General features: G+C 61.6%; 22 protein-coding genes. 3 read left to right on the forward strand and 19 right to left on the reverse strand.

Annotation, left to right across the window (positions count from 1 at the left end; all coding sequences use genetic code 11):
• Positions 1 to 13: 13 nt before the first annotated feature.
• The 12 genes from VSR72_RS15430 to VSR72_RS15485 form a co-directional block, all read right to left on the reverse strand.
• Positions 14 to 1,579, reverse strand: coding sequence for an alpha/beta hydrolase (locus tag VSR72_RS15430; protein WP_342953202.1), 1,566 nt, complete (start codon positions 1,577 to 1,579; stop codon positions 14 to 16).
• Positions 1,580 to 1,670: 91 nt separating this feature from the next.
• Complete coding sequence (locus VSR72_RS15435; RefSeq protein ID WP_342953203.1) at positions 1,671 to 2,417, reverse strand: carbonic anhydrase family protein; 747 nt, start codon at positions 2,415 to 2,417, stop codon at positions 1,671 to 1,673.
• A 199-nt stretch (positions 2,418 to 2,616) separates the two neighbouring features.
• Positions 2,617 to 3,678 carry a maleylacetate reductase gene (locus VSR72_RS15440; protein WP_342953204.1) on the reverse strand — a complete coding sequence of 354 codons (1,062 nt, stop codon included), beginning with the start codon at positions 3,676 to 3,678 and terminating at the stop codon, positions 2,617 to 2,619.
• A 37-nt stretch (positions 3,679 to 3,715) separates the two neighbouring features.
• On the reverse strand, positions 3,716 to 4,012 hold the full coding sequence (locus VSR72_RS15445) for a Dabb family protein (protein WP_342953205.1): 297 nt from the start codon (positions 4,010 to 4,012) through the stop codon (positions 3,716 to 3,718).
• An 88-nt stretch (positions 4,013 to 4,100) separates the two neighbouring features.
• A complete protein-coding gene (gene mmsB / locus VSR72_RS15450) occupies positions 4,101 to 5,309 on the reverse strand; it encodes a multiple monosaccharide ABC transporter permease (RefSeq protein WP_342953206.1) in 1,209 nt (402 codons plus the stop codon).
• Between the two features lies 1 nt (position 5,310).
• The gene (gene mmsA / locus VSR72_RS15455; RefSeq protein ID WP_342953207.1) at positions 5,311 to 6,840 is read right to left on the reverse strand and encodes a multiple monosaccharide ABC transporter ATP-binding protein; all 1,530 of its coding nucleotides are present in this window, start codon (positions 6,838 to 6,840) and stop codon (positions 5,311 to 5,313) included.
• Positions 6,841 to 6,898: 58 nt separating this feature from the next.
• Entirely contained in the window at positions 6,899 to 7,969 is a 1,071-nt protein-coding gene (gene chvE / locus VSR72_RS15460; protein ID WP_342953208.1) for a multiple monosaccharide ABC transporter substrate-binding protein, read from the reverse strand.
• An 87-nt stretch (positions 7,970 to 8,056) separates the two neighbouring features.
• Positions 8,057 to 9,145 carry a Gfo/Idh/MocA family oxidoreductase gene (locus VSR72_RS15465; RefSeq protein ID WP_342953209.1) on the reverse strand — a complete coding sequence of 363 codons (1,089 nt, stop codon included), beginning with the start codon at positions 9,143 to 9,145 and terminating at the stop codon, positions 8,057 to 8,059.
• Positions 9,146 to 9,169: 24 nt separating this feature from the next.
• Complete coding sequence (iolG, locus tag VSR72_RS15470; protein WP_342953210.1) at positions 9,170 to 10,162, reverse strand: inositol 2-dehydrogenase; 993 nt, start codon at positions 10,160 to 10,162, stop codon at positions 9,170 to 9,172.
• A gap of 39 nt (positions 10,163 to 10,201) precedes the next feature.
• On the reverse strand, positions 10,202 to 11,077 hold the full coding sequence (locus VSR72_RS15475; RefSeq protein WP_342953211.1) for a TIM barrel protein: 876 nt from the start codon (positions 11,075 to 11,077) through the stop codon (positions 10,202 to 10,204).
• 23 nt (positions 11,078 to 11,100) lie between these two features.
• Positions 11,101 to 12,024 carry an intradiol ring-cleavage dioxygenase gene (locus tag VSR72_RS15480; RefSeq protein ID WP_342953212.1) on the reverse strand — a complete coding sequence of 308 codons (924 nt, stop codon included), beginning with the start codon at positions 12,022 to 12,024 and terminating at the stop codon, positions 11,101 to 11,103.
• A gap of 143 nt (positions 12,025 to 12,167) precedes the next feature.
• Positions 12,168 to 13,082: a LysR family transcriptional regulator gene (locus VSR72_RS15485; protein ID WP_342953213.1), complete on the reverse strand. Its 915-nt coding sequence runs from the start codon at positions 13,080 to 13,082 to the stop codon at positions 12,168 to 12,170.
• 354 nt (positions 13,083 to 13,436) lie between these two features.
• Between VSR72_RS15485 and VSR72_RS15490 the strand changes: the two genes are divergently transcribed.
• Entirely contained in the window at positions 13,437 to 14,480 is a 1,044-nt protein-coding gene (locus tag VSR72_RS15490) for a LacI family DNA-binding transcriptional regulator (protein ID WP_342953214.1), read from the forward strand.
• 85 nt (positions 14,481 to 14,565) lie between these two features.
• Here VSR72_RS15490 and VSR72_RS15495 read toward each other — a convergent pair whose 3' ends face one another.
• The gene (locus VSR72_RS15495; protein WP_342953215.1) at positions 14,566 to 15,828 is read right to left on the reverse strand and encodes a porin; all 1,263 of its coding nucleotides are present in this window, start codon (positions 15,826 to 15,828) and stop codon (positions 14,566 to 14,568) included.
• Between the two features lie 288 nt (positions 15,829 to 16,116).
• Here VSR72_RS15495 and VSR72_RS15500 point away from each other — a divergent pair, with 288 nt between their 5' ends.
• A complete protein-coding gene (locus tag VSR72_RS15500; RefSeq protein WP_342953216.1) occupies positions 16,117 to 17,823 on the forward strand; it encodes a site-specific integrase in 1,707 nt (568 codons plus the stop codon).
• An 18-nt stretch (positions 17,824 to 17,841) separates the two neighbouring features.
• Here the strand turns inward: VSR72_RS15500 and bfr are convergent, their stop codons facing one another.
• Positions 17,842 to 18,318, reverse strand: coding sequence for a bacterioferritin (gene bfr / locus VSR72_RS15505; RefSeq protein WP_342953217.1), 477 nt, complete (start codon positions 18,316 to 18,318; stop codon positions 17,842 to 17,844).
• Between the two features lie 246 nt (positions 18,319 to 18,564).
• Between bfr and chrA the strand changes: the two genes are divergently transcribed.
• On the forward strand, positions 18,565 to 19,800 hold the full coding sequence (gene chrA / locus VSR72_RS15510; protein WP_342953218.1) for a chromate efflux transporter: 1,236 nt from the start codon (positions 18,565 to 18,567) through the stop codon (positions 19,798 to 19,800).
• A gap of 10 nt (positions 19,801 to 19,810) precedes the next feature.
• Here chrA and VSR72_RS15515 read toward each other — a convergent pair whose 3' ends face one another.
• From VSR72_RS15515 to VSR72_RS15535, 5 genes are all read right to left on the reverse strand, one after another.
• Positions 19,811 to 20,434, reverse strand: coding sequence for a DAK2 domain-containing protein (locus VSR72_RS15515; RefSeq protein ID WP_342953219.1), 624 nt, complete (start codon positions 20,432 to 20,434; stop codon positions 19,811 to 19,813).
• Entirely contained in the window at positions 20,431 to 21,459 is a 1,029-nt protein-coding gene (locus VSR72_RS15520; RefSeq protein ID WP_342953220.1) for a dihydroxyacetone kinase subunit DhaK, read from the reverse strand. The genes VSR72_RS15515 and VSR72_RS15520 overlap by 4 nt, the downstream gene beginning before the upstream one ends.
• Before the next feature lie 40 nt (positions 21,460 to 21,499).
• Positions 21,500 to 22,504, reverse strand: a complete 1,005-nt coding sequence (locus VSR72_RS15525) for an ABC transporter permease (protein ID WP_342953221.1) — start codon at positions 22,502 to 22,504, stop codon at positions 21,500 to 21,502.
• Entirely contained in the window at positions 22,501 to 24,027 is a 1,527-nt protein-coding gene (locus VSR72_RS15530) for a sugar ABC transporter ATP-binding protein (protein ID WP_342953239.1), read from the reverse strand. The genes VSR72_RS15525 and VSR72_RS15530 overlap by 4 nt, the downstream gene beginning before the upstream one ends.
• Positions 24,028 to 24,109: 82 nt before the next feature.
• Positions 24,110 to 25,222 carry a sugar ABC transporter substrate-binding protein gene (locus tag VSR72_RS15535; protein ID WP_342953222.1) on the reverse strand — a complete coding sequence of 371 codons (1,113 nt, stop codon included), beginning with the start codon at positions 25,220 to 25,222 and terminating at the stop codon, positions 24,110 to 24,112.
• Positions 25,223 to 25,238 lie beyond the last annotated feature (16 nt).

The following is a 25,238-nucleotide window of genomic DNA, read 5'->3' on the forward strand; positions in this document are numbered from 1 at the left end:
GAAGCGCTTGAGTCTAAGGCTCATCGGCCCCGACCTGGTCGAGTGCATTCAGATCGTCGGAGAAATTGTCAGGCTGCCCAGCGGCGGTTTCATGGGTGCGCGGCGGAGACTCGGCGCTCGGCGGCGGAATCTCGCCCATGTGTTCGTCGATACGTTGCAGCAGATAAGGGAAGAACGGATTCGACGCGATGCGGAACATCGAATCGAGCGTCAGAATCAGGGTGCCGCGCTCGCCGCGCGGCGCAAGCGTGCCGAGATGCTCATTGAAGTTTTCGGAATCGTCGGGTGCAATGCCGTACAGCGTGTCCGTGATCGGGAACGGAATCGCGACGTGGGATAGCGAAAAAATCTCCGAGGGATAATCGATATCCAGTGGTTTGATTCTCGTCTGCACTTCACCCGCATCGATGCTGCGCTCCACGGTATGCGGCGAGTCTGACGAGGCATTGGCAATCACCGTTGTCCGATAGTTCTGCGGACCGGTACGCAGCAGCCGCGAAATCGCCGTGTAGGAAGCGACGCGCAGGAAAGTGCTGAAACGCACGCTGCGGTTCACGTCGAATAACACCACTTCACTGCCGTTCTCGGGAAGCTTGTCGTAGAGCGACGACATGATGGCCGGCGTGCTGACCGTGAAGTCGGTCACCGACTGGAACGTCAGGATGGGCGGCAGCGTGTTGAGCCGGTTCTCACGCTCGAGTCGCGCCATTTGCTCCTGGATCGCGGTGGTAAGCAGGTACGATTGGCGCGCGCCATTCACCGGGAACGAGTTGTATTTGAACGGATTGAATTCCGGAATGACGCCAAGCCATGCGGCGCGTGCGAACACGGGCAATATCGCGGGCAATCCGGCGAGGCCGGCAAAACGCGCGTAACGCGTTACGCCGATCATCGGCGAAATCAGCACGATTCGGCTAGGACGCGTCAGCGCTGGATTTTCGATGGCGTCGAGCGCATATTGCAGCGCCAGCGCCCCGCCGTTCGAGAAACCCACCACTTCCAGCGGCTTGTCCGGTCCCACACGCCTGCGCGCTTCCCGTATGGCGAGCCGGGTGGCCGCAGCCCAGTCCTGCCAGTGGACGTCAGCCAGCCCGGCTGGCACCGTTCCGTGCCCCGGCAAGCGAATGCCGATTGCCACAAAGCCGCGATCGCGATAGTGGCGCGCGATGTGCCGCAAACTGAACGGCGAATCCGTCATGCCATGCAACAGCACCACTGCGCCAACGGGCGGCCCCTGCGGTTCGAGAATGTACGAACGGTTCCAGTCCTGCGCGAAGTGTCCCGGGTAGATCGGCGCCCCTTCGTAGTAGCGGTTCGTTGGAATGCGCTGGGACGGCTGCAATTTCTCGACGACGTTGACGCGAACTTCCTCGAAAATCCGCGCTTCCGCCTTCATGTAGGCGTTCCAGTCTCCCGCATCCATTTCCTCGACGGTCATTTCGCGCGGCACGTAGGTGTGCCAGACAGCGAGATCGGGACTGCGCTGCGAATACCAGGCGCGCAGACCGAACGCGAGTATCACCAGCAGGACTACAACCCATGCACCTATCTTTATTACCTTCAGTGAGGTGCGTACCATTGTCGTTCTCGTATGTTATCGATATCGGGAAATCAAAAAATACGCGCACCTCACATTAGCCGCGAATCGCGCTCGAGTCGGCCTCGAATGCTCATAGGAACGTCAGCTTGCCGTTCCTGATGTCATACATCGATCCCGCCATCTTTACGTTACCCTTATTCTCCAGATCGGACAAAATCTGGCTTCCACTGCGGATAGCGGCTATCGCGCCCTGAACGTTCGATCGCGCCACAGCATCGACAAACTCATCGTTTTTACTGGTTCGCTCTCCAGAAAATTGCGTTGCCGCGATCGCAGGCTGGATCTTCTGAAGCAAACCCGTCAAATTTCCCAACTGGACATTGTCAATCGCCCCTTTTATCGCCCCGCATGCCGTATGCCCCATCACCAGAATCACTTTTGCGCCCGCAACGGCACACGCAAACTCCATACTCCCGAGTATGTCCTGATTTGCGATGTTTCCCGCGATACGTGCGTTGAACGTATCGCCGATTCCCATATCCAGAATGATCTCGGCCGGCGCGCGCGAGTCGATACAACTGAGGACAATGGCCGCCGGGTACTGGCCGGCAGCGCTCGCCCTCTTCTGCGCGAGAAAATCCTGCTTTTTCATTTTGCCGGTGCGAAACCGCTCGTTGCCGGCTTTCATCATTTCGATGATTTGATCGGGAGTCAGCGCATTGCGCTGCGACTCGGTCAATGCCGCCGCCTGTGAATCTCCCACGGCGAGCGGTGCACCTGCAACGACCGTAGCCACGCTGATGCCGGCCTTGATCCACCTGCGTCTGCCGCCATCCGCCGGGTCTCCGGGCGCATCGATCGCCTTGTTTGCAGACATGGGAAATCTCCTCTCATTGCCGAGGTCGAACGCTGACCCGGAGGGTGGTCTTGATCGATGTTCGCTAACAGCCTCGAATCAGCACGAAGGAAATGTGAAGAAGGCTAGTCGGAGTATAGGCGGCGTTTCGAATCGCGATATCCAGGCGCGCCACATTCGCCTTCGGCGGCCGCCAGGCGACACGCGCAATGCCTGGCCACTACGCCACCGGTCGCGCGCCCTCCCACGCACGCTGCAGGAGTGCTCTAAGCGGCTTCCCCTCTACCGGTCGCGGATTCCAGTAAGGGTTTGACAATGCCACCTCGCAGGCATGATCGAGATCGGTTTGCTTCAACCCGATATCGCGAAGGCCTCGCGGCACCCCGAGTTCCCGGTTTAGCTCATAGAGACCGTCCGGGGCGCAATCCACATTCAGTGCCCTGGCGATTCGACCCATGGCCTCATGGGCAACGGGGCTGTTGTACGCGAGCGCGTGGGGCAAAACGATCGCATGCGTCTCTGCGTGCGGAAGGTTGAACGTCCCCCCCAGCGTGTGGCAAAGCTTGTGATGAAGCGCCATGCCAACGTTGCCGAGCACCATTCCACAGAGCCACGCACCATAGAGGCAGTCGCCGCGCGCCGATACATCCTTGCTGTTCTTTCTCACGGCACGAAGGCCGTCCGCGAGCGAACGAATGCCCTCCTCGGCCATCAACGACATCACGGGATTGCCGTCTTTTGCGTATATTCCCTCGGCAGCGTGAGCGATCGCATTCAGGCCGCTCACAATCGAGAGTTGAACGGGGAGCCCGATGGTCAACTCCGGGTCGTACAAAACGGTCTTCGGCAATACCCTGGCGTCGCGCCCGGTTCGCTTCAGGCCGTCTTCGGTAATGCCGAATATGGGGGTCATCTCCGACCCGGCGTACGTCGTCGGTATCGCGATGATCGGCAAGGACGATTCGAGCGCGATCGCCTTGCCGAGTCCAATCGTCGAACCCCCGCCAATTGCAACCGCACAGTCCGCTTCCACCAACTTCGCGTGTTCTCGCGCGCGGCGTGCGTTCTCGATGGGAACGTGCATTTGCGCACCGTCGAAAACGCCCGCGCTAGATGGCCCGAGCAGCGATGAAATCACCTCGGCCTGCGCTTTCTGCTCGGGGGTACACAGCACCAAAGCGCGGCGGGCACCCAGCGTCTCGACTTCCTGCTGAATCAGCTTCATGCTTCCAGCGCCGAATACGACTCTCGACGCCTGGGTCGTATAGGTGAACTCGTACATGAGATCTTCTTCCCTTGTGGCCGGACAGCAAGCCCGCTTAAATGTAGTCGACCTGGTGGCGAGCGACGCGAACATCGCCCAACGCCTGCTTCACGCGCAGATGCTCGGGATGCGACGCATACGCCTCGAGCGACGCCCGGCAATCGAACTCCGTGTACAGCACAACGTCGCATGCATAGTCAACGGCGCTGACATCGAGGCCGACCTCGAGCTTCGTGAGCCCGGGAATCTTCCCGCTCAGGCTCTCGAACGCGTTCTTGACGAAGTTCGCCGTTGCCTTCTTTTCCTCGTGCGTCTCGCCGCGAACGTTCCACATCACGATATGCTTGATCATATTCATTTCCATTAATACTACTTACGAACTGAAACACTGTTCGGGCCACCATCCCGTACCGCGAGCAGCGATTCGCAGTAGAAAGTCGTTATGCTTTATTTTTGTTGTACACGTCCACGAATACGGCTGCGAGCAGCACGACGCCTTTGATTACCTGCTGATAGTCGACGCCGATACCCATGATGGACATGCCATTGTTCATCACCCCCATGATGAACGCGCCCACAACGGCCCCAACAACCTTGCCCACGCCACCCGACGCCGATGCACCGCCGATAAAGCATGCGGCAATCACGTCCAGTTCGAAACCCGTGCCGGCCTTCGGCGTACCGCTATTCAGACGCGCGGCGAAAATAATGCCGGCGAGCGCTGCAAGAACGCCCATGTTGACGAACGTGAGAAAACTCACAGCAGGCACGCTAACGCCAGACAGCCGTGCGGCTTTCGCATTGCCACCGACCGCATACACGCGACGCCCAATGGTCGTGCGGTTCATGACAAAGGTGTACAGCCCGATCAGCACGCCCATGATGACGAGCACCGTCGGCAACCCACGGTAGGACGCGAGCAGGTAGCAAAAATAGACGATCAAGCCGGTCAGCACGACGTTCTTTGCCACGAACATCGGGAACGAACCCTTATCCACCCCATGCTTCGCTGCACTCGCGCGATGACGAAGCTCAATGACGAAAAATGCGGCGCCGACCAGGACGCCAAGCACGATCGACGTAATATGAAGGTCCTGCCCGCGGAACACGTCCGGAATGAAGCCCGAGCTGACCGCGGCGAAGCTGTCCGGGAACGGACCGATCGACTGCCCCTGAAGAACCAGATTGGTCAGCCCGCGAAACACCAGCATTCCGGCCAGCGTGACGATGAACGACGGCATACGCCAGAACGCAATCCAGTAGCCCTGCACTGCGCCAATCAGCGCGCCAGTGGCGATACAGATGATGGTGGCCACCACGTATTTGACGTTGAACTGCACCATCAACACGGCAGCGAGCGCGCCCACGAGTCCGGCCGTCGAGCCAATCGACAGGTCGATATGACCGGCCACGATCACCATCAGCATGCCAAGGGCCATGATGACGATGTAGCTGTTCTGCAGCACGAGATTCGTCAGGTTCAACGGCTCCATGAGCACGCCGCCAGTCGCAAACTGGAAGAAAACCATGATGACGATAAGCGAGAACAGCAACCCGTATTCGCTGGCGCCGCGCTTGATCATACCGATGATTTCACCGTTCTTTACCTCGGCTTCCTGAGGAGCCGTCGGCGAGAGAGCTTTACGCATTTCAGATGCCTCCATTTCGCATGATTGCCCGCATGATTTTTTCCTGCGAGACTTCTTCGGACGTGAACTCGCCGACGAATCGGCCCTCGTTCATGACATAGACACGGTCGCACATGCCAAGAAGCTCAGGCATCTCCGAAGAAATCATGACCACGCACTTACCCGCGGCAACCGCTTGATTAATGATGCTGTAGATTTCGTACTTCGCGCCCACGTCAATTCCGCGCGTGGGCTCATCGAGAATGAGGACGTCGGGCTCGGAGAACAACCACTTGCTCAACACGACCTTCTGCTGATTGCCGCCTGAGAGGTTGCCCACCACGTGCGATACGCCTTGCGCCCGGATGCGCAACTTCTTCAGGAAGCCAGACGCAACGGTCATTTCCTCGTGCTCGTTCACGACGCCGTATTTCGACACGCCCGCGAGATTCGCCAGAGAAATATTTGTCTGGATATCGTCATCGAGAAGCAGCCCATTGCCTTTACGGTCCTCGGTGACATACGCGAGCCCCGCGTTGATGGCCTTCTTGACCGAAGATACGTCGGCCGGTTTTCCGTGAAGACGTACCGAGCCGCTGATGTCCTGCCCGTACGTGCCTCCAAATACGCTCATGGCAAGTTCAGTGCGCCCCGAACCCATCAAACCGGCAATGCCGACGATTTCACCCGCACGCGCATTCAGGTTGACACCCTTGATGACCTCACGGTCGCGCTGCGTGGGATGTCGAACACGCCAGTCCTTAACCTCGAAGATCACCTCGCCGATATTCGGTGTGCGCCGCGGATAGCGGTCGGACATCTCGCGACCGACCATGGCCTTGATGATGCGGTCTTCGCTCACGGTTTGAGCGCGGCAATCCAGTTCGTCAACGGTCGAACCGTCGCGAATGACCGTAATGCTGTCTGCGACCCGCGATATTTCATTGAGCTTGTGCGAGATGATGATCGAGGTGACGCCACGCTCTTTAAGGTCCAGCAGCAGTTTGAGCAGTGTGTCGCTGTCTTTCTCGTTCAGGCTCGCCGTGGGCTCGTCCAGAATGAGCAGGCGCACCTCCTTGGACAACGCCTTGGCAATTTCCACGAGCTGCTGCTTACCGATGCCGAGCGTGCCAACTGGCGTATCCGGGGAGTCGTTCAGTCCAACCTTTTCCAGCAACGCCTTCGCTCGGGCCCGGGAACCTTGCCAGTCGATCACGCCGCGACGGGACTGCTCGTTGCCCAGAAAGATGTTCTCGGTAATGGACAGCATGGGAACCAGCGCGAGTTCCTGATGGATGATGATGATGCCCACCTCTTCGCTGTCCGTGATGTCGGAGAACGTGCGCTCCGCGCCCTCGTACACTACGGAACCGGCGTACGAACCGTGCGCATAGACGCCGCTCAGAATCTTCATCAGCGTCGACTTGCCCGCGCCGTTTTCACCGCAGATGGCATGAATCTCGCCCTTTCCGACTTTCAGATTGACGTTATTCAAGGCCTTCACCTGGCCGAATGCCTTCTGGATGCCATTCATTTCCAGAATCGTATCCATCTCCGTATCCTCGTATCGCTCTGCTAGATGCTCGCGAGTCGTGACTTGTCGCGCGCGGTTACTTGATTTGCGCCGGGGTGTAGTAGCCGCTGTTCACGAGCAACGGCTGGACGCTTTCCTTGTCGACGAGCACTGGCTTCACCAGATACGTGGGCACGATCTTCGCGCCGTTGTTGTAGCTCTTCGTGTCGTTCACGGGAACCGTCTTGCCGGTGAGCGCGTCGTCCACCATGTCGGCGGTAATGCTCGCGAGCTTGCGCGTGTCCTTGAACACGGTCGTCGTCTGGTCACCCCGAACAATGGCCTTGATGTTCTGGATGTCGGCATCCTGGCCTGTCACCACGGGCATCGGCGCCTGTGCTGAGCCGTAGCCCACGCCCTTGAGGGACGAAATCACGCCGATGGCGATTGCGTCATTCGGGGTCCAGACGGCGTCGAGATGCTCCTTGCCATAGAAGGCGCTCAGCAGGTTGTCCATCCGCGACTGCGCGGTCGCACCGTCCCAGTTGCGCGTCGCGATCTTTTCGAACGCTTCCTGCTTGCTGCGGATCACGAATTTGCCGCTGTCGATATAAGGCTTGAGCACCGACATACCGCCGGCATAAATCATGTGGGCGTTGTTGTCGTCCGACGAGCCGCCAAAGACCTCGATGTTATAGGGCGTCTTGCTGCCCTTCTTTTTCCACGCGTCGACGATGCTTTGCGCCTGGAGCACGCCGACGCCGTAGTTGTCGAACGTCGCGTAGTAATCGACATCCTTCGTCTGGCTGATCAAGCGGTCATACGAAATGACCTTGATGTGCTTCTTCTGTGCATAGGCCAGTGCGTCGGAAAAGGTCTTGCCGTCGATCGGCGCGATCACCAGCGCCTTCACGCCTTTCGCCAGCATGTTCTCGACCTGATTGACCTGGGTCGGAACGTCGTAGTTCGCATATTGCAGGTCGGCCGTGTAGCCTTTCGCTTTCAATGCATCGACCATGCTCTTGCCGTCGGTCAGCCAACGCGATTCTGTCTTGTCCGGCAGCGAGATGCCGATGACTCCCTTGTCCTCGGCGTACGAGGACGTCGAGATCGCAGCGAAACCGATGCTGAACGTGACCGCAACCACAACACGCTTGATGATGTTCATCTTTCGTCTCCTGACTTAGTACTGCGTAGTTATTTGGCAAGCTCGATTCATGTGAAAACCGGCCTCGAGCGCGAGGCCAGCCGCGCCTTACCCGATAAAAACTTCTGCCCCAGCCTGCTTCGATGAGGCGAACATGGCCTCGATGACACGGCTGATGTTGTAGGCCTGCGTAGCGGGCACGACAGAAGGCGTGCCGTTGCGCAGCGCGCCGAAGAACGCGTTCGATTCCCGGTCGAAGTAAACCGGGTTGCCGATTTCAGCAATGTCCGGCGAGTACTCGGTCTTCTTCGTGGCCCAGATTTCGGGGAAACTCGTTTCCTGCCACTCGGTCCAGCCTTCCGGGTGGGCGCCCTTGCCTGCGTCGTAGATCTTGTAGCTTGCCGGCAGCGAGCGCGAAGACATGATCCCTTCGGTGCCGTAGGCCGTGATGTCCCAGCTTTCCGTCCACGGCAGCACGTCCCACGACATGAAGTCGATGGTCACGATCTTGTCTTCGTAGTTGAGCACCGCGCCGGCCGCATCTTCACGCGACTCGTCGCCATGAAAATTCGGGAACTTCGTGATGCGCGCATTGACCGACCGGGGCGTGCCGAAGTGGAGAAGAATGCGGTCGACGAGGTGGCAGCCAATCACGAACACCGCGCCGCCGATATCGCCGGGCTGCGTCATGTGTGCGGTGCCAGCTTCATCGTGCGAGCAGCCGCCGTGCGCGCGCACTTGTACGACCTTGCCCAGGCGCCCGCTCTTCAGCGCTGCCTGCATGGCGTCGACCGACGGCGCGAAACGCCAGCAGTAGCCAACCTGAAAGAGTCCGCCCGTGCGCTCGACGGCCTGCACGATGCGCCGCGCGTCTTCCGAGCTGCGGCCCGCCGGCTTTTCGCATAGCACAGCCTTGCCGGCTTCGAGTGCCTCGATGGCGAGGTCTGCCATCTTGTCGCTCTTCGAGTGCACGAAGACCACGTGCACGTTCTCGTCGGCCAGAATGTCCTCTTTCGTGCGAGCCTCCAGTCCGAGCGCATCGACGAACGGCTTCAGCAACGGGCTCGTGTCCCAGGCACCAAGCATCTTCGCATCGGCTCGACGTTGAATCGCTTTCACGCGCCCCGACGTGTGCGGGTGCGTGATACCCAGGCATGCGACGCCTACCGTTTCTCCAGGGCCAATTTTTCGCGCCATGACCAATCTCCTCCAGCAGTATCGTTAGACCTTGACCGCTTTACCCGACGTCGCGGACTCGAGCGCGCATTCCGCGAGGCGCAACGCCTTGAGGCCGTCGTGGACCGACGTTGGCAGCGGCGTGTTGTTGTTCAGTGCGTCGACGAACGCCTGCAACTCGCCCTTGTAGGCCTCCACGTAGCGCTCGAGGAAGAAGTTGAGCAGCGGCTCGCGCACGTCGGTGGCTTCCTTCGTCCAGCGGCGGATCGTCGAAGGGCGCAGGTTTTCCTGCAGGAGCATGCCCCTGGAACCCGACACTTCCATGCGCTGGTCGTACCCGTAGACGGCTTCGCGGCAGCAGTTGATATGGCATTGCTTGCCGGACGCCGTACGCAGTTGCACCATGACAGTGTCGAAGTCGCCCAGCTCGGACAGAGACGTGTCGACGAGGCGGCTCGCCAGTGCCATCACTTCCACTGGCTCCTCGCCGAGCAGCCAGCGGGCCATGTCGAGGTCATGAATCACCATGTCGCGGAAAATGCCGCCCGAATGTTCGACGTAATCGCGCGGGGGCATGCCCGGATCGCGGCTCGAGATGATGACCTGGCGGACTTCGCCCACTTCGCCCGCGTCGATCGCCTTGCGAAAGGCCTGCGAGGTCGGGTCGAAGCGGCGATTGAAAGCCAGCATCACACGGCCGCGCTGACGCTCGACTTCGCGTGCCGCGGCCAGCGACTTCTCCATGTCCAGGTCGATGGGCTTTTCGCAGAGCACGGCCTTGCCGCGCGCCACGGCTTCCAGCATGAACGTGATGTGCGTATCGGTCGGCGTGCCGATCACCACGGCGTCGATATCGCTGCGTTGCAGAACGGCCATGCAGTCGGTCGATGCTTCGCAGCCCAGGCGTTCGGCGAGCGAATTGGCCGCCGCCACAACGGGGTCCGCGACGACGACGAGCCTGGCGTTCGCCATGGCGGCTGCATTGCCTGCGTGAATGCGGCCAATCCGGCCCGCGCCGAGAACAGCGATACGAATCATGTTTGTCTCCAGAGATATGAGGTGTGAGCGATGGTTTCTTTAAGCCGCCGCGCCGGCCGTGGTCGAAAACTGGGCGATGGTGGTGTCGTAAGCGCGCCTCGCCATCTGATCGAGCGGCAATTTTCGGAACGGCTCGGAAATCAGTTCGACGCCGTAATACGGCAGGTCGCAACCCGCTTGCTCGAGCGCCTCGACAAACGCGCGGCAGTCGGCGGCCCCTTCACCGCACAGCTTGCGATTGAAGGTCGAGTCGTCCAGCAATGTCCCTTGAATCTGCGCGGCGACATCGTCCAGTTCCACGCCCTTGATGAAGCGCATCGGGATTTGGGCGACCTCGCTATAAGGGCTGCCAAAGCGGGCAACGTGCCAGTGGTCAACCATCAAACCACCATTCGGCTGGTTGGCGCCTTCGGCAATTTTCAGCGCATCTCCAATATTTCGGATCACTGAGAAAGGCATGAACTCGATCGCCACCGTCGCGCCCACCTTCGCCACGTCTTCGCACAGCCGCGCGAACTCGTCGGTCATGCGCGGGAAATCGGCCGGCGTTTTATCGAATGGATTGGCTCCAATCTTCAGGTTACGCATGCCTAGCTCGGCGCCCAGTTCGATCACACGGTGTCGGAAACGGTCCGATTTAACGCGCGCTTCGCCGTCGAGATACCAGTCCATCAGGATTTCGAGCTCGAAGTACTTCATTCCCGTATCGTCGAGAATCTTCTTCACGCCAGCGACGCCGTACTGTTCGACGCTGTATTCCAGGTCGTCGAGGATGAGGCCCACGCCATTCCAGCCTGCGCGCGAAGCAGCCTCCGCGCGCTCACGCAGCGGATACGGACTGATCTCCGTCGGCGCGCCGGGGTAGACATCGCCAGCAAGCGTCCAGTAAGCGGCCAGCAGCTCTTTGGTTTTCATGCTCATTTCCAGTGTCCAATAAATTACGCAATAACGCGTGAGGGCTTCGTCGAAGGTGCGAGCGCGAAGTCCCATGTCACCGACCAGAATGGGGCCTCAAGCCCAACTTTCTGTGCGGCTTCGCGGTCGTCGATCTTCCTGAAATCGGCGATGAGGTCACTCTTGACGCCGAACACGGCGTCTTCGGGGAGATACGGGCAATCCCGCGTGAAGATGTGCGTAATGACAGGCTCGTAGCCGGGCGCGGTCACGATGAAATGCAAATGGGCTGCGCGGTTCGGGTGACGCCCCATCGCGCCGAGGAGCTTGCCGACCGGGCCATCGGAAGGAATGGGATAGTGGCGCGGCTTGACCGACTTGAAGGAATAGGCGCCGTCGTTATCCGATGTGAACACGCCGCGCAAGTTCGAATCCGGCTGGATGCCCTTTTGCTGGACATCGTAGAAGCCGTCGTCGTTCGTCTGCCAGACTTCGAGCTTTGCATTCGGAATCGCCTTGCCGGCAAGATCGGTCACCCGCCCGGCAACGACAAGCGGTTCGCCCTTTCCATCGAGGCAAATGTTCGCCCCGTTCTCGTATTCCGGTGCATTCGCCACATAGAACGGTCCGAGTATCGTGTTGGGCGTCGCGCCGCTCAGCCGGCGGTGGTTGATCGCATCAACCAGCATCGAGACACCGAGAATATCGGACAGCAGAATGTACTCTTGCCGCCATTCGTTGCACATCTGTCCGGTCGCGGTGAGAAAGCGAACCGCTGCAAACCATTCCTCGTGCGTCGGCTCGATTTCCTTCACTGCGGCGTGAAGATGCTTGACCAGCACGGACATGACCTGCTTGAGCCGCGGATCGATGCCCTGCCCCATACGGCCATTCACGACGTCTGCAGATTGCACTTCGTCGAAGTACGCAAAGGGGGAATGCGAAACGGTGGATATTGCCTCGTGCATCAAATGTCTCCTTCAATGTTTCTGTACTGCTTTGAAGGAAGTCTATATTCGCTAATGGCGGTAAAACAGAGATGAAAAGGGAATCTCTTTCGCGCTCGATGGGAAACTGCGTCGTAGGGCAGCGTCCCTATGAGGCGCAATCGCTACTCGGTCCACAGCCGCTCGAATTCGTGCTTTTTGAAGCGCTCCGCAAGCGCCTCAATGAAAAGGCGGACCTTGACCGGCATGTGCGAACGCGTCTGGAAAGCAATGTTCATCGTGAGGCGGGGCAAGTCCCAGTCATCGAGAACCGGCACGAGACGACCGGACTTGATGTCGTCGTAGATGATGTATTTCGGCTGGACGAGTATGCCCATGCCGTCGAGCGCGGCGACGCGCAATATCTGACCATCGTTCGATTCGAGCAAGGGCTTCACGTGGACACAAACGCACTCGCCATCGCGTTGAAACGAGAGGTCGCGAGGATTGTCGGCCAGCCCGTAGTTCAGCACCTTGTGTTTTCCGAGCTCCGCAGGAAAGCGCGGCGCGCCGTTCGCCGCAATGTAATCGGGCGCTGCTGCTAACACCCGGCGTGTCGCCGCAAGGCGGCGCACCGTGATGTTGCTGTCTGGCTCGAGAACCTTGGTTCGAATAGCGACGTCGATGCCGTTTTCAATGATGTCGTAGTAGCGGTTCGCCGCGACCACGTCGACCGTGATGTCCGGATAGCGCGCCGTGAATTCCGGCAGCATGGGTGCGATATGCAGCATGCAAAAAGATAGCGATGCGGTCACCCTCAACAGGCCGCTCGGGCGAGCCGTCGCATCCTTGACGACCAGCTCAGCTTCGCCAAGATCCGCCAGGATCGATTTGCAGCGTCGATGGAACTCGGCGCCCGCTTCCGTGAGGAAGAGATTGCGCGTCGTCCTTCGTACGAGTTGCACGCCGAGGCGAGCCTCGAGCGAGATGAGATACCGACTCGCGGCAGATATCGACAGCTCGACCGCCTCCGCCGCCCGACTGATACTGCCGGTCTCGGCGACCTCGACGAACAGCTGGACTTCCTTAAACTGGTCCATCTTCCCACACCATCCAGGATGGCATTAGTGTTCAGCGAGGTTTTACGCGCGCGAACTCGAGTTGCTGGACGCTCGCCTCGCTTGCGCCATTCGTGACCAAAGGATAGGGCACGCGACCTATCTGCGATGCTGCAAAAATCCATCAGAAATCCATCAAAATCAGGGATAACCCCAAACGAAGAAACTGGCACTTAAGGACGCCGCTTCGCGCTATTCTGTGAATTGACAGCCCACATTGGCTTCATTCGTAACAAGATTTCCTCTACTCGTGCGGCGGTCGACGCCACAAATTGCTGACGATGCGTGCGCGTATCCGAAAGGCATCAGAAAGACATCATCTGCGAGACCTCTGCCGTGACCCACCGCTTTCTCATCAAGGAAATCGCCCTTCAGGCCGGCGTCGGCGTGGCCACCGTTGACCGTGTCGTCAACAATCGCGGCAGTGTCCGCGAGCAAACAAAAAAGCGCGTAGAACAAGCCATCAAGGAGCTCGAGAAACAGGAGCTCTATTCGCTGCCAGCCGGAAGAAAGCTGATCGTCGACGTCGTCGTCGAAGCACCCAATCGTTTCGCCGATGAAATCAGGGAGGCGCTGGAGGCAGAAATACCGACGCTGCATCCCGCGATCTTCCGCCCGCGCTTTCAGATGCAGGAGACGATGACGACGCTAGAGGTCGTGGAGACGCTTCGTTCTATTGCGCATCGTGGCAGCCACGGGGTCTTCCTGAAGGCACGCGACGTACCGGAAATCTCGGACGCCATTGCCGACCTCAAACGATCCGGCATTCCAGTTGTCACGACGTTCACCGATATTCCGCTCTCGGGCCGCATTGCGTACGCTGGCCTCGATAACCGGGTGGCTGGCGCTACCGCAGCCTACCTCCTCGTCCAGTGGCTTGGCACACAGTCCGGGAACGTTTTGATAACGATGAGCGACGAGCGCTTCAGAGGTGAAGAGGAGCGCGAAATAAGCTTTCGCCGTGCGTTGCGAATTCATCATCCCAAGTTGTCGCTGATCGATGCTAGCGGTGGCCACGGCCTCGACACGCAAACAGAGAAGCGGGTCAAGACTGCGCTTGCCGGGAAATCCGCCGTTCTGGCGGTTTACTCAATGGGCGGCGGAAATCGTGCGATTCTGCGGGCTCTCGAGGCCCAAGGCATGGCACCAAAGTGTTTTATCGGCCACGACATCGACCGGGATAACGTCGAACTGCTACGCGCGGGCAAGATTCAGGCGATTCTGCATCACGAACTCCGGCAAGACATGCGGTCGGCTTGCCAACACATCATGCACTTCCACAAAATGTTGCCTGCGACGGCCGTCTCGCAGTCGTCGTCGGTCGTCGTTGTCACGCCCGAAAACATTCCTGCGCATATTGCAGCGCGATTCCGGCAATAGAAAATCTGCGTTTTCGCTATCGTCTCTCGCGCCTGGCAGGTGAACGAGCCGAACGCGAGACGGTTCGGCCCCTTCTCGCCCGTTTTTAGAATTGAGTGGCGAGGCCAGCAATCACGCCAAACTGGCTCTTCCCATAGTCCGGGTTGGTCGTCGACGCGGCGCTGCTCACGGGGTCAAAGTTCGTGTTTGCACCATAGAGGCCGCTATTGAGTCCAAGGTTCGACGTCGAGCTGTTTCGCACGTAGCCGAGTTCGGTATAGAGCAGCGTGCGTTTCGACAGTGAGTAATTCGCTCCCAACGTGAATAGCGTCGCGTTGCCATTTCCATGGTTGGCGTTTGCGTGGTACACCGCGCCCGAAATGGCCAGCGCCGGCGTGCTGTTCCAGATCGCACCAATCCATTCGTGGTTCACCGCGGTTGGCAATGACGTGCCAGCCGGCAGTGCCGTGGGCTGGGCGCTGCCGAAATAGCCCTCGTTCGAGGCATCGGGCGCACTGAGATGCTGGTAGCCGACGTACGCCACGATCGGCCCGAACGCGTATGTCGCGCCAGTGAGAATGGAACGCGACGTAAGGTACACGTTGCTGAACTGGCCGTTGGGGTCACGGACCTCATCGTAGGTCGCTTGCCAGAACAGCCCGCCTCGCTGATACGACAACTTGATGCCATCCGAGCGGCCCTGCGCGCTGCCCAGCCCCGTTGATGTTCCCAGTTGGCCTGGCGCGCTCCCGGGATTACCTTCGTTCCATTTCGACGAGTTGGTCAGGTCGTACTGCCCCTGAAGGATGAAGCCTGCAATCTTCGGCGACAGATACTCGACGCCATTGGCCGCCTGAGAGAAAATCCGCCCGCGCACCAGCGTGCCGATCGAATACTTCTTGGTCTGCTGCGGGTCGACGTCGCCAGAATACTGGCTCAGCTCGGCCGAACCCATGTTCCCGAGCTTCACCTGCCCCCATGTGTCGTTCTGCATACCCACGGTCGCCTGCCCCTCGAAGAAACTGCCGTTCGCGAAGCTGCCGTTTTGCGTATTCAGCCGCGACTCCAGCTGGAAGATCGCCCGCGTACCGCCGCCAATATCCTCGGCACCCTTCAGCCCGAAACGCGATTGCGCCCAACCGCCGCTTTGCGCGCCAAACGTATTGCCTTTTGGCAGCCCGGTCTCATACACGATGCCATTGTCGACAATCCCATATAGCGTCACGCTGCTTTGGGCGCTTGCCGATACCGCCGCCGTGGCCGCCACGATCCCCAACAAAGCCTTTTTCATCTCGTCTCCTATAAATTGATTTGTCACGTTTTTATGTTCTGAAGCAGCGCCGACAGTCCCTGCTTCCTGCAGTTCCAAAATGATTCAAGCGATACTTTGATATGGCATCCTGATTAATAGACTGCGTCCGCAGCCGGTGGCGCGACGGTCTTCGATTCAGATTTCGGCTGAGTGTAAATTCGGCGGGCGCTCTGAGACAGAGCCAAAAGAGAAATCTATTTCCCGGAAACCGGGAAAATGCGGGTTTGGGAGATCAGGCTCGCGGGAGCGTCTCTCCTTTGTCACGGATATTTCGTTTCGTCTACATAACCATAAAGATAATCCTTCTTATCACAAGATATCCATTTATCAGCTAAACTCTGAAACATGAAAACGCGCCACACGCCCCTGCCAGCCCCCGCTCCCAGCGAACCGCACGGATTCCCCGATGCCGACGAACTCGCCATGCTGCGCGCGTGGTATGCGGGCCTCGCCGTGCGGCCAGCCGTCGAGCGCTATCTGCCTTCGGCGCTCGGCGACGGGAAGTCGGCGCGTGGCGTGCTCGGGCGCATCCGGCGCAGGCTCGTTGCCATCGCGCGCGCGGCGCATCGCGACGACCTGGTGGCGCTGTTCGAGCATCCGGTGGATGAACGCGAGCGGCACGCCAAGGCTGTCGCGCAAGCGATCGACAGCCTGCGCACCGCGCGCGCACCCGAACCCCAGATCGCCGACGACGTCGCACAGTGGTTCGCTCCGCGCGCCGTCCGGGTGCTGTACGCGCAGGGCATTACCACGCTCGCCGACCTCACCGTGCGCATTCCGCGGCGTCGCCAGTGGTGGAAGGCTGTACCGGGGCTAGGCATGGCGAGCGCCCGCGCCATCGAGGCGTTCTTTGCGGAGTGGCCCGCACTCACGGAAAAGGCGCGCGCGCTCATCGTGGCGAGCCAGCGCGGTGACATCGCGCCGTGGGAGTCCCTGAAGCTGCCGCACGAAGTCGACGGCTCCGAAGGCACGTTCCGCGCGCCGCGCGCGACCTGCACGCTGGACGCGTCAAACGACTATGAAGCCGTGAAGACCTGGCTCGCGCTGCACGAATCGCCGGCCACGCAGCGCACCTACCGGAAGGAAGCCGAGCGCCTCATTCTTTGGGCGATCGTCGAGCGCGGCCGCGCGCTCTCGTCGCTCACGACCGAAGATGCCATCGCCTACCGCGCATTCCTGCGCCACCCCTCGCCGCGCGGCCGCTGGGTCGGGCCCGTGCGAGCGCGCACCTCGCCGGACTGGCGGCCGTTCAACGGCAGCCTCTCGGCGCGCTCGGTTGCCCACGCGCTGTCGATCCTCGGCGCGCTGTTCCGCTGGCTCATCGAACAGCGCTACGTGCTCGCCAATCCGTTTTCCGGCGTGAAAGTGCGTGGCGCGAGTGGCGCGCAGGTGCTCGATACCTCGCACGCATTCAGCGAAGGCGAATGGGCGCTCGCGCGCACGATCGCAGACGGCCTCGAGTGGTCGTATGGCTGGTCGGCACCGGCGGCACAGCGGCTGCGCTTCCTGCTGGACTTCGGCTATGCGACCGGCCTGCGCGCGAGCGAACTGGTTGGGGCGACGCTCGGCCACGTCGAAACGGACGCACGCGGCGATCACTGGCTGCGCGTGACGGGCAAGGGCAAGAAGCTTGCGCGCGTCGCCTTGCCCCCGCTCGCATGGGAGGCGCTCGCGCACTATCTGGCCGAACGCGACCTGCCGATCGTGCCCGTGCGCTGGAATCCGGCAACGCCGGTCATCGGCAGTCTCGAGGCCGACAGCGACGCCACGATCAGCAGCGCGCGTTTGTGGGGTGTGCTGCGGCGCTTCTTCCTGCTGGCCGCCAAGGCCATCGAGGCCGATCATGCGCCGCTTGCGGAAAAGCTACGCCGCGCGAGTCCGCACTGGATGCGCCACACGCATGCCACGCATGCGCTCGGGCGCGGCGCGGAACTCACCACGGTGCGCGACAACTTGCGACACGCTTCGGTCTCGACCACTTCGATCTATCTGCACAGCGACGAGGTCAAACGCGCACGGCAAATCGCCGACGCATTTGCCAAGCCCAAGTGAGCGCAACCCGCGCCGGATTCAGCTAACCGACCCCATCGCCGATTGCTGATAGTTTTCCAGGCCGATCTTGCCGATCAACTCAAGCTGGATTTCCAGCCAGTCGATGTGATCTTCCGTGTCGTCGAGGATTTCGACGAAGATTTCTCTCGACACGAAATCGCGCACGGATTCGCAGTACGGAATCGCTTCCTTGAGCTGCGCCTGCGCAATGCGTTCGAGCTTGAGGTCGCACTCGAGCACCTCGCGCACATCCTCGCCAATCAGAAGTTTGCTAAGGTCCTGCAAATTGGGCAGGCCGTCGAGCATGAGAATGCGCTCGATCAGTTTGTCGGCATGCTTCATCTCCTCGATCGACTCGTCATATTCATGTTTGCCGAGTCCTGCGAGACCCCAGTGTCCGTATAGCCGCGCGTGCAGAAAATACTGGTTAATCGCCGTCAGCTCGTTCTTCAGTTCCGCATTGAGATATTCGATAACTTTCGGATCGGATTGCATGACTCCCTCCAGGCTGCTGCATCGTTTCTGCTTCGGGGCAATTACAGGAGCATAGACACTTGTCGTGCTCAGCGCACGAACGAGTGCGTCAATGAGAAGGATTCTGCGTTTTATCTGCGCGATTTATGCAGAGGAATGACGCTTTAACCCGCTTCTACTCGTCGATTGCTATAGACTGGCGACCCAATGCGGGGTAGCTGAAACTGTCTGGAGAAAAGCCTTGTTCTCGCACGAAACTGAATAGCCATGGAAACAGGTATGTCGACGTCACAGCCGGCCCGCACAGGGTCCGTGATTGAAGTCCTGCTGGTCTTTCTGAAACTTGGCCTGACGTCCTTTGGCGGTCCCATCGCCCATATCGGCTACTTTCGTCGCGAGTTCGTCGAGCGGCGCCGCTGGCTCGACGACGCAACCTTCACGGATCTGGTCGGCCTGTGCCAGTTTCTCCCGGGTCCCGCCAGTAGCCAGACCGGCTTTTCGATCGGTCTGCTGCGCGCCGGCTGGCTCGGCGGGCTGGCGGCCTGGTGCGGCTTCACGTTGCCTTCCGTCGCTCTGCTGATCGCCTTTGCCGTCGTCGCGCCCGAACTCGGCGGCCCGGCGGGAAGCGGGCTCATTCATGGACTGAAACTCGTTGCTGTTGCGGTCGTTGCGCAAGCCGTTTGGGACATGGCGCGCCGCCTATGCCCCGACCACCGCCGCGCCGGCATTGCGCTCGCTGCGGTCGCGCTACTCGCTGTGATGACTACGGCGTATGCCCAGTTGATCGTCATCGTGCTCGGCGCGGTGCTCGGTATCGTCCTGTGCCGGTCCGATCCATCGGAAAGCATGGCCGGTGCGCGACAGCATGCGAATGAGTTTCGCGTGTCGCGTACTGCCGGCGCGTTCGCGCTTGCTCTCTTTTGCGCCCTTCTCTTCGCGCTTCCTGCGCTGGCCGAATTCGACACGACTCACACCATCCGCGTGTTCGACGCCTTCTATCGCTCCGGCGCGCTCGTCTTCGGCGGCGGTCACGTGGTGCTGCCACTGCTGCAGCGCGAGACGGTGGCGACCGGCTGGGTATCGCCCAACGATTTTCTCGCTGGCTACGGCGCCGCCCAGGCCGTGCCCGGCCCGCTCTTCACGTTTGCCGCATTCCTTGGCTGGATCATGAGCGGTCCGTCCAGTCATGCGGTGGGCGCCCTGGTGGCGCTGGCAGGCATCTTTTTGCCAGGCCTTCTTCTCGTGCTCGCGGCATTGCCCTACTGGCAAGCGCTTCGCGCGCATCCCTCCATGGCGGCCATGCTTGCGGGCGTGAATGCGGCCGTGGTCGGACTGCTCGCCATGGCGCTCTATTCGCCGGTATGGACCAGCGCCGTCCAGGCGCCGATCGATTTTGCGGTCGCGACCATCGGCTTCATTTTGCTCACACGCTGGAAAGCGCCGCCGCTCGCTGTCGTCATACTTTCGGCGGCGGCTGGCGTCGCAGAGATGCTTTTTCGCTGAGCGGCAACACTTACCCGCGCCAGGCTTGAAGGAACCGGAGCCACGCAGTCGCGCCCGGATCGGCATGACCGATGCTGCGTTCCTGCACCCATGCCGCACGCCCTTTCTTCGACTGCAACGCGGCGGTGGCGCGAACCTGGCGCTCCGCCGTGTCGATCATCGCATCGAGGATGGCCCGCTCGTTACCGCTGCCGGGTTCGAACGCTTCGAGCGTGTCGAGGCTCGGCACGAGTGCATCGAGCACCGTCTTGTCGCCGAGCTGCGATTTGCCCCGCTCGGCAATGCGCGCGGCGACCGCGCGGCCCATGGCGAGCGCTTCGGCGCTGCCGGCCTCGTGCCGGCCCGTCACGGTCTTCGCAGCCGCGAGCAGGCCGCCGCCCACGAGCGCACCGAACGTCGAAGGGTTCGCCGTAGAAAACGCCTTGCCCGTGGCGATTAACACATCGCCCAGCGCGGCGTCGCCAGGCAGCTTCGCAATGGCCTCTGCCGCCGCGAGCGAGCCCGCCTTCACGGTCACGCCAAGGTCGCCGTCGCCTAGCGCGGCGTCGAGTTCGCGCAGTTCCTCGGCGCTCTCGGGCATGGCATTCAACGTGCCGATGAGCCGCGTCCTTATTTCGCTCACCGAAATACTCATCGCGCACCTCCCTCGTCCACGCGCCATCCGTCGCGCCAGAACGGCGAGCGCACCGGCGCGTCGAGCAGCGTGTCGAGTTCCTCGTCGAGTTGCATCACCGAGATCGAGGCGCCCGCCATTTCGAGGCTCGTCACGTACTCGCCAACATAAGTGCGCGCAACGCGCAGCCCCGCTGCGGCAACGGCCTGCGCGGCGCGCCGGTACAGCAGATACAGTTCTTCTAGCGGCGTCGCGCCAAGACCGTTCACGAGCAGCGCCACACTCGACCCCGCGCTGGCCTGCAGGTCGCCCAGGATCGCGCCCGCAAGGCGTTCGGCAATCGCATCCGCGCTCTCGAGCTTGCCGCGGTGCGTGCCGGGCTCGCCATGAATGCCGATGCCGATCTCCATCTCTCCATCGGGCAGCGTGAAGGTGGGCTTGCCGGCAGCAGGCAGGATCGTCGGCGAAAGGCCCACGCCCATCGTGCGCGTCGCACCGTTGGCCTTCGCGGCAATGCGCGCGACTTCGTCGAGCGTGTCGCCGCGTTCGGCCGCCGCGCCCGCGCATTTGAAGCCGAACACCATGCCCGCCACGCCGCGGCGATCCGAGGCGCGTTCGGACGGTGCGGAAGCGACATCGTCGGCAACGAGCACCGTGCGGGTCTCGATGCCGTCCGCATCGGCAAGATCCGCGGCGAGATCGAAGTTGAAGACGTCGCCGCCATAGTTGCCATACAGGTAGAGCACGCCTGCGCCGCCGTGCACCGCCTTGGTGGCCTCGTAGATCTGCTCCGACGATGGCGACGAAAACACATTACCCACGGCCACACCGCTCGCGAGTCCCTTGCCCACGTAGCCGAGAAATCCCGGCAGATGCCCGGAGCCGCCGCCCGTCACGATGCCGACCTTGCCCGCGTTCGGCGCGTCGGTGCGCACGAGTGCGCGGCGGTCGGCCGTCACCGGCTTGAGCCAGCCCGGATGGGCGAGCAGCAAGGCGTCGATCATCTCGTCGACAAAATGATCAGGATGATTAATGATCTTTTTCACGTGTCGCGTCTCCAGAATGGATGGCCGTTGAGTTCCGGGCTCAAAGCTTGCGGCGTTGGCTCAGTGCGTCGAGCAGCACCGCCGCGAGAATCACGCCGCCCTGGATGAACTGCGTCCAGAACGGATTGACGCCAAGCAGCGAGAGCCCGACATTGATCACGCCGATCAGCACGACGCCAATGAACGTGCCGACGATCGAGCCGCGCCCGCCCGCGAGCGACGTGCCGCCGATCACGACGCCGGCGATCACCTGCAACTCCAGCCCGTTGGCCGCGGATGGCAGTGCGGAATTGAGGCGCCCCGCGAGGACAATGCCCGCAATGGCCGCGGTCACACCCGCGAACATGTAGGTGAGAAAGATCACGCGGCTCACCGGAATGCCCGCGAGCCGCGCCGCTTCCTTGTTGCCACCCACGGCGAACACCTGGTGCCCGAATTCGGTCTTGCGCAGCAATACGTGGCCAATGACGAATACGGCCAGCATCACGAGCATCGGCGCTGGCAGGCCCGCAAACGTCTTCGCGCCGAATGCGGTAAACACGGCGGGAAAGTCGAATTTCGTGCGTCCATCCGAGATCGCGAGCGTGAGGCCGCGCCCCATCGCCATCATCGCGAGCGTGACGATGAACGGCACGAGCCGCAGCCACGCAATGCCGAAGCCGTTGAGCGCACCCACCGCCGCTCCGGTGACGAGCGCAATGACGAGCCCCGCCACGCCGAGGCCAACCGCATCCGGGCTCGCACCCGCCATCACAGCTGCGGCCACCATGCCGCTCAACGCAACGAGCGAGCCCACGGAAAGGTCGATGCCCGACGTGATGATCACGAACGTGCCGCCCACCGCCGCGATGCCGACCACGGACACCTGCACCATGATGTTCGTGAGCGTGCTCGTGGTCAGAAATTCGGGCGAGGCCAGCGAGAGCGCGATACAGATGAGCACGAGCGCCGCGATGAGCGGCCCGAGGCCGCTGCGCATCTGGCGCAGCACGCGCTGCTGCAGGGTGGGTGTTTCTTCGCGCGGTCGAACCGTGGTGGACGTCATGCTGCAACTCCGGTGGTAGCCCATTGAATGATCGTCTCCGAGCTGGCTTGCTCGCGCGCGACCTCGCCGACTATGCTGCCGCGATACATCACGAGCACGCGGTCCGACATGCCGAGCAGTTCGGGCAGTTCGGAACTCACGAGCACGACGGCCGCGCCCGCGCGCGCCATGGCGACGATATGCGCATAGATCTCGGTCTTCGCGCCAACGTCGATGCCGCGCGTGGGCTCGTCGAGCAGAATCACGGCGGGCGACGTAGCACTCGCGCGGCCCAGAATCACCTTCTGCTGATTGCCGCCCGAAAGATTGCCGGTCAGCGACGTGACCGAAGGCGCGCGCACGGCGAAACGCTCGACCGCCTCACGCGCGAGCCGCCGCTTTCTCGCTGCGCTCACGAAGCCGCCGCGCACCAGCGCGCGCAGGCTCGAAAGCGCGACGTTTTCTTCGATGCTCGCTTCGAGCACGAGCCCTTCGAGCTTGCGGTCCTCGGCGGTATAGACAATGCCCGCGCGCATGCCTTGCGCGGGCGAGTGCAGCGCAAGCCTGCGCCCGCGCAGACGCAGTTCGCCACGCGTGAGCGGCAGCGCGCCGCATAGCGTCTTCAAAAGCTCGGTGCGCCCCGCGCCCGCAATGCCGCCAATGCCCACGATCTCGCCCGCGCGTATGCTGAAGCTCGCGTCGCGCAGCACAGGCGCGCTCGCCACGTTGTGCGCTTCCAGTACGACATCGCCATAGGGCCGCGCCTCCCACGGATAGAACGAGTCGAGATTGCGCGCGACCATCGCCTGCACGAGCGCCGGTTCGTTCCATTCGGACATCGGCCGCGCGCCGACCGTGGCGCCGTCACGCATCACCACGGCCGAATCGGCCAGTTCGAACACCTCTTCGAGATGGTGCGAAATGAAGATGATGCCCATGCCCGCCGCACGCAGCCGCCGCACGACGGCATAGAGATGCTCGATATCGTGATGCTGGAGCGCGGCCGTGGGCTCGTCCATCACGAGAATGCGTGCGTCGCGCGCGAGCGCCTTCGCCACCTCCACGAGCTGGCGCTTGTTGAGCGGCAGATCGCCCAGGCGCATGGCGGGCGGCACGCCTTCCAGCCCCACCTGCGCGAGCGCCTCGCGCGCCATGGCGTTCGCGCTGCGATGATCGACGAGGCCATAACGCCGCGGCATGCGGCCAAGAAAGAGGTTCTCGGCCACCGTCATGTCGTTGACGAGCGAGAGTTCCTGATAGATCACGGCCACGCCCGCGTCGATCGCGGCCTGCGTGCCGCGCGCGAGGCGCACGCCGTCGATCTCGATCGTGCCTTCGTCCGGCTCGTATGCGCCGGAGAGCGTCTTGATGAGCGAGGACTTGCCCGCGCCATTCTCGCCGACGATCGCCATCACGTGCCCCGCGTGCAGTTCGAGGCTCACGCCTCGCAGCGCCTTCACGCCGGGGAAACTCTTTACGATGCCGCTCATGCGCAACAGCGGCGGCGCGCCCGTGCCCGTGTTCTTTTCCTGCGATACGTGCATTGCCGAACCTGATTCGCGTTTCATCCGTTCATCCCGGGCGCCGGCGCACGCAGCGCGCGCGGCCGGCGCTTAAGGCCGCCCGTTACTGCTTGACTTCGAGCGCCCACAGACCGTATTGCTTCGCCGCGTCCGAATCGATGTTCGACTTGTCGATCAGATAGGTCGGCCATGCGTAATTCGCGGGCACGTCCTTTTTCTCCTCGTAGTCGGTGATGAACGTCATCGCCTTTGCGGACATGCCGATCGGGTTCTGCGAAATCGTCGCGTCCTGCTTGCCCGCGCGAATCGCCGAAAGCGCCTGCGCCGTGCCGTCCGCGCCGATCACCATGATGTGGCCGGGGTCGCCGAGCGGCTTGTAGCGGCCCGCATTGTCGATGGCTTTTTCCGCGCCCACGGTGTTGTCGTCGTTCGCGCCGAATACCGCGTCGATCTGCGGATACTTCTGGAGAATGCTCGTCATCGCGTTGAGCGACTTCTCCTGGTCGAAGCCGCCTTCCTGGCGCGCGACGACCTTGATATCCGGATACTTCGCGATCTCCTCCGAGAAGCCCTTCTCGCGATCCGTCGCCGCCGTGGTGCCGATGAGGCCGATCAGGTCGACCACATTGCCCTTGGGCGAGCCATAGCGCTTGCTCAACTGATCGGCGATCCACTTCGCGCCGGTGGCGCCGAGCGCTACGTTGTCCGAAGCGACGAACGAAGTCACCTTGCCGCCGTCCGAGCCGCGGTCGAGCATGAAGACCGGCACATTCATCGAATTGGCCTTCTCCACAGCCGGGATGATGGCCTTCGAATCAATCGGATTGAGCACAATCGCCTTCACGCCCTGGCTCAGCAGGTTGAGCGTGTCGTTGACCTGCTGCTGCGCGTCGCCGTTTGCGTTCGTCTGCACGAGATCGAAGCCCTGCTTGTCTGCGCCGCGCTCCACGCCATTCTTCAGGCCTACGAAGAATGCGTTATTGAGCGTGGCGATCGAGAAGCCGACCTTGATCTTCGTGACCGGCGCCGCGGCCGCGGCCTGCGCCGGTGCGCTCGCAGCGGCGGCATCGGAAGCCGCCGCCGTCGTGGAAGGCGACTCACTCTTCGAGCAGCCTGCCAGCATTGCCGCGGCGGCGAACATCGTCACGCCGGCCGTGGCTCCCATGCGCGCGCTGCGCGCCACCCATCTGTCGAACCCTGCTGAACTCCACGCCATCACCGTCTCCTGTCTT

Source organism: Paraburkholderia sp. JHI869 (assembly GCF_038900775.1).
Taxonomy (GTDB): Bacteria; Pseudomonadota; Gammaproteobacteria; order Burkholderiales; family Burkholderiaceae; genus Paraburkholderia.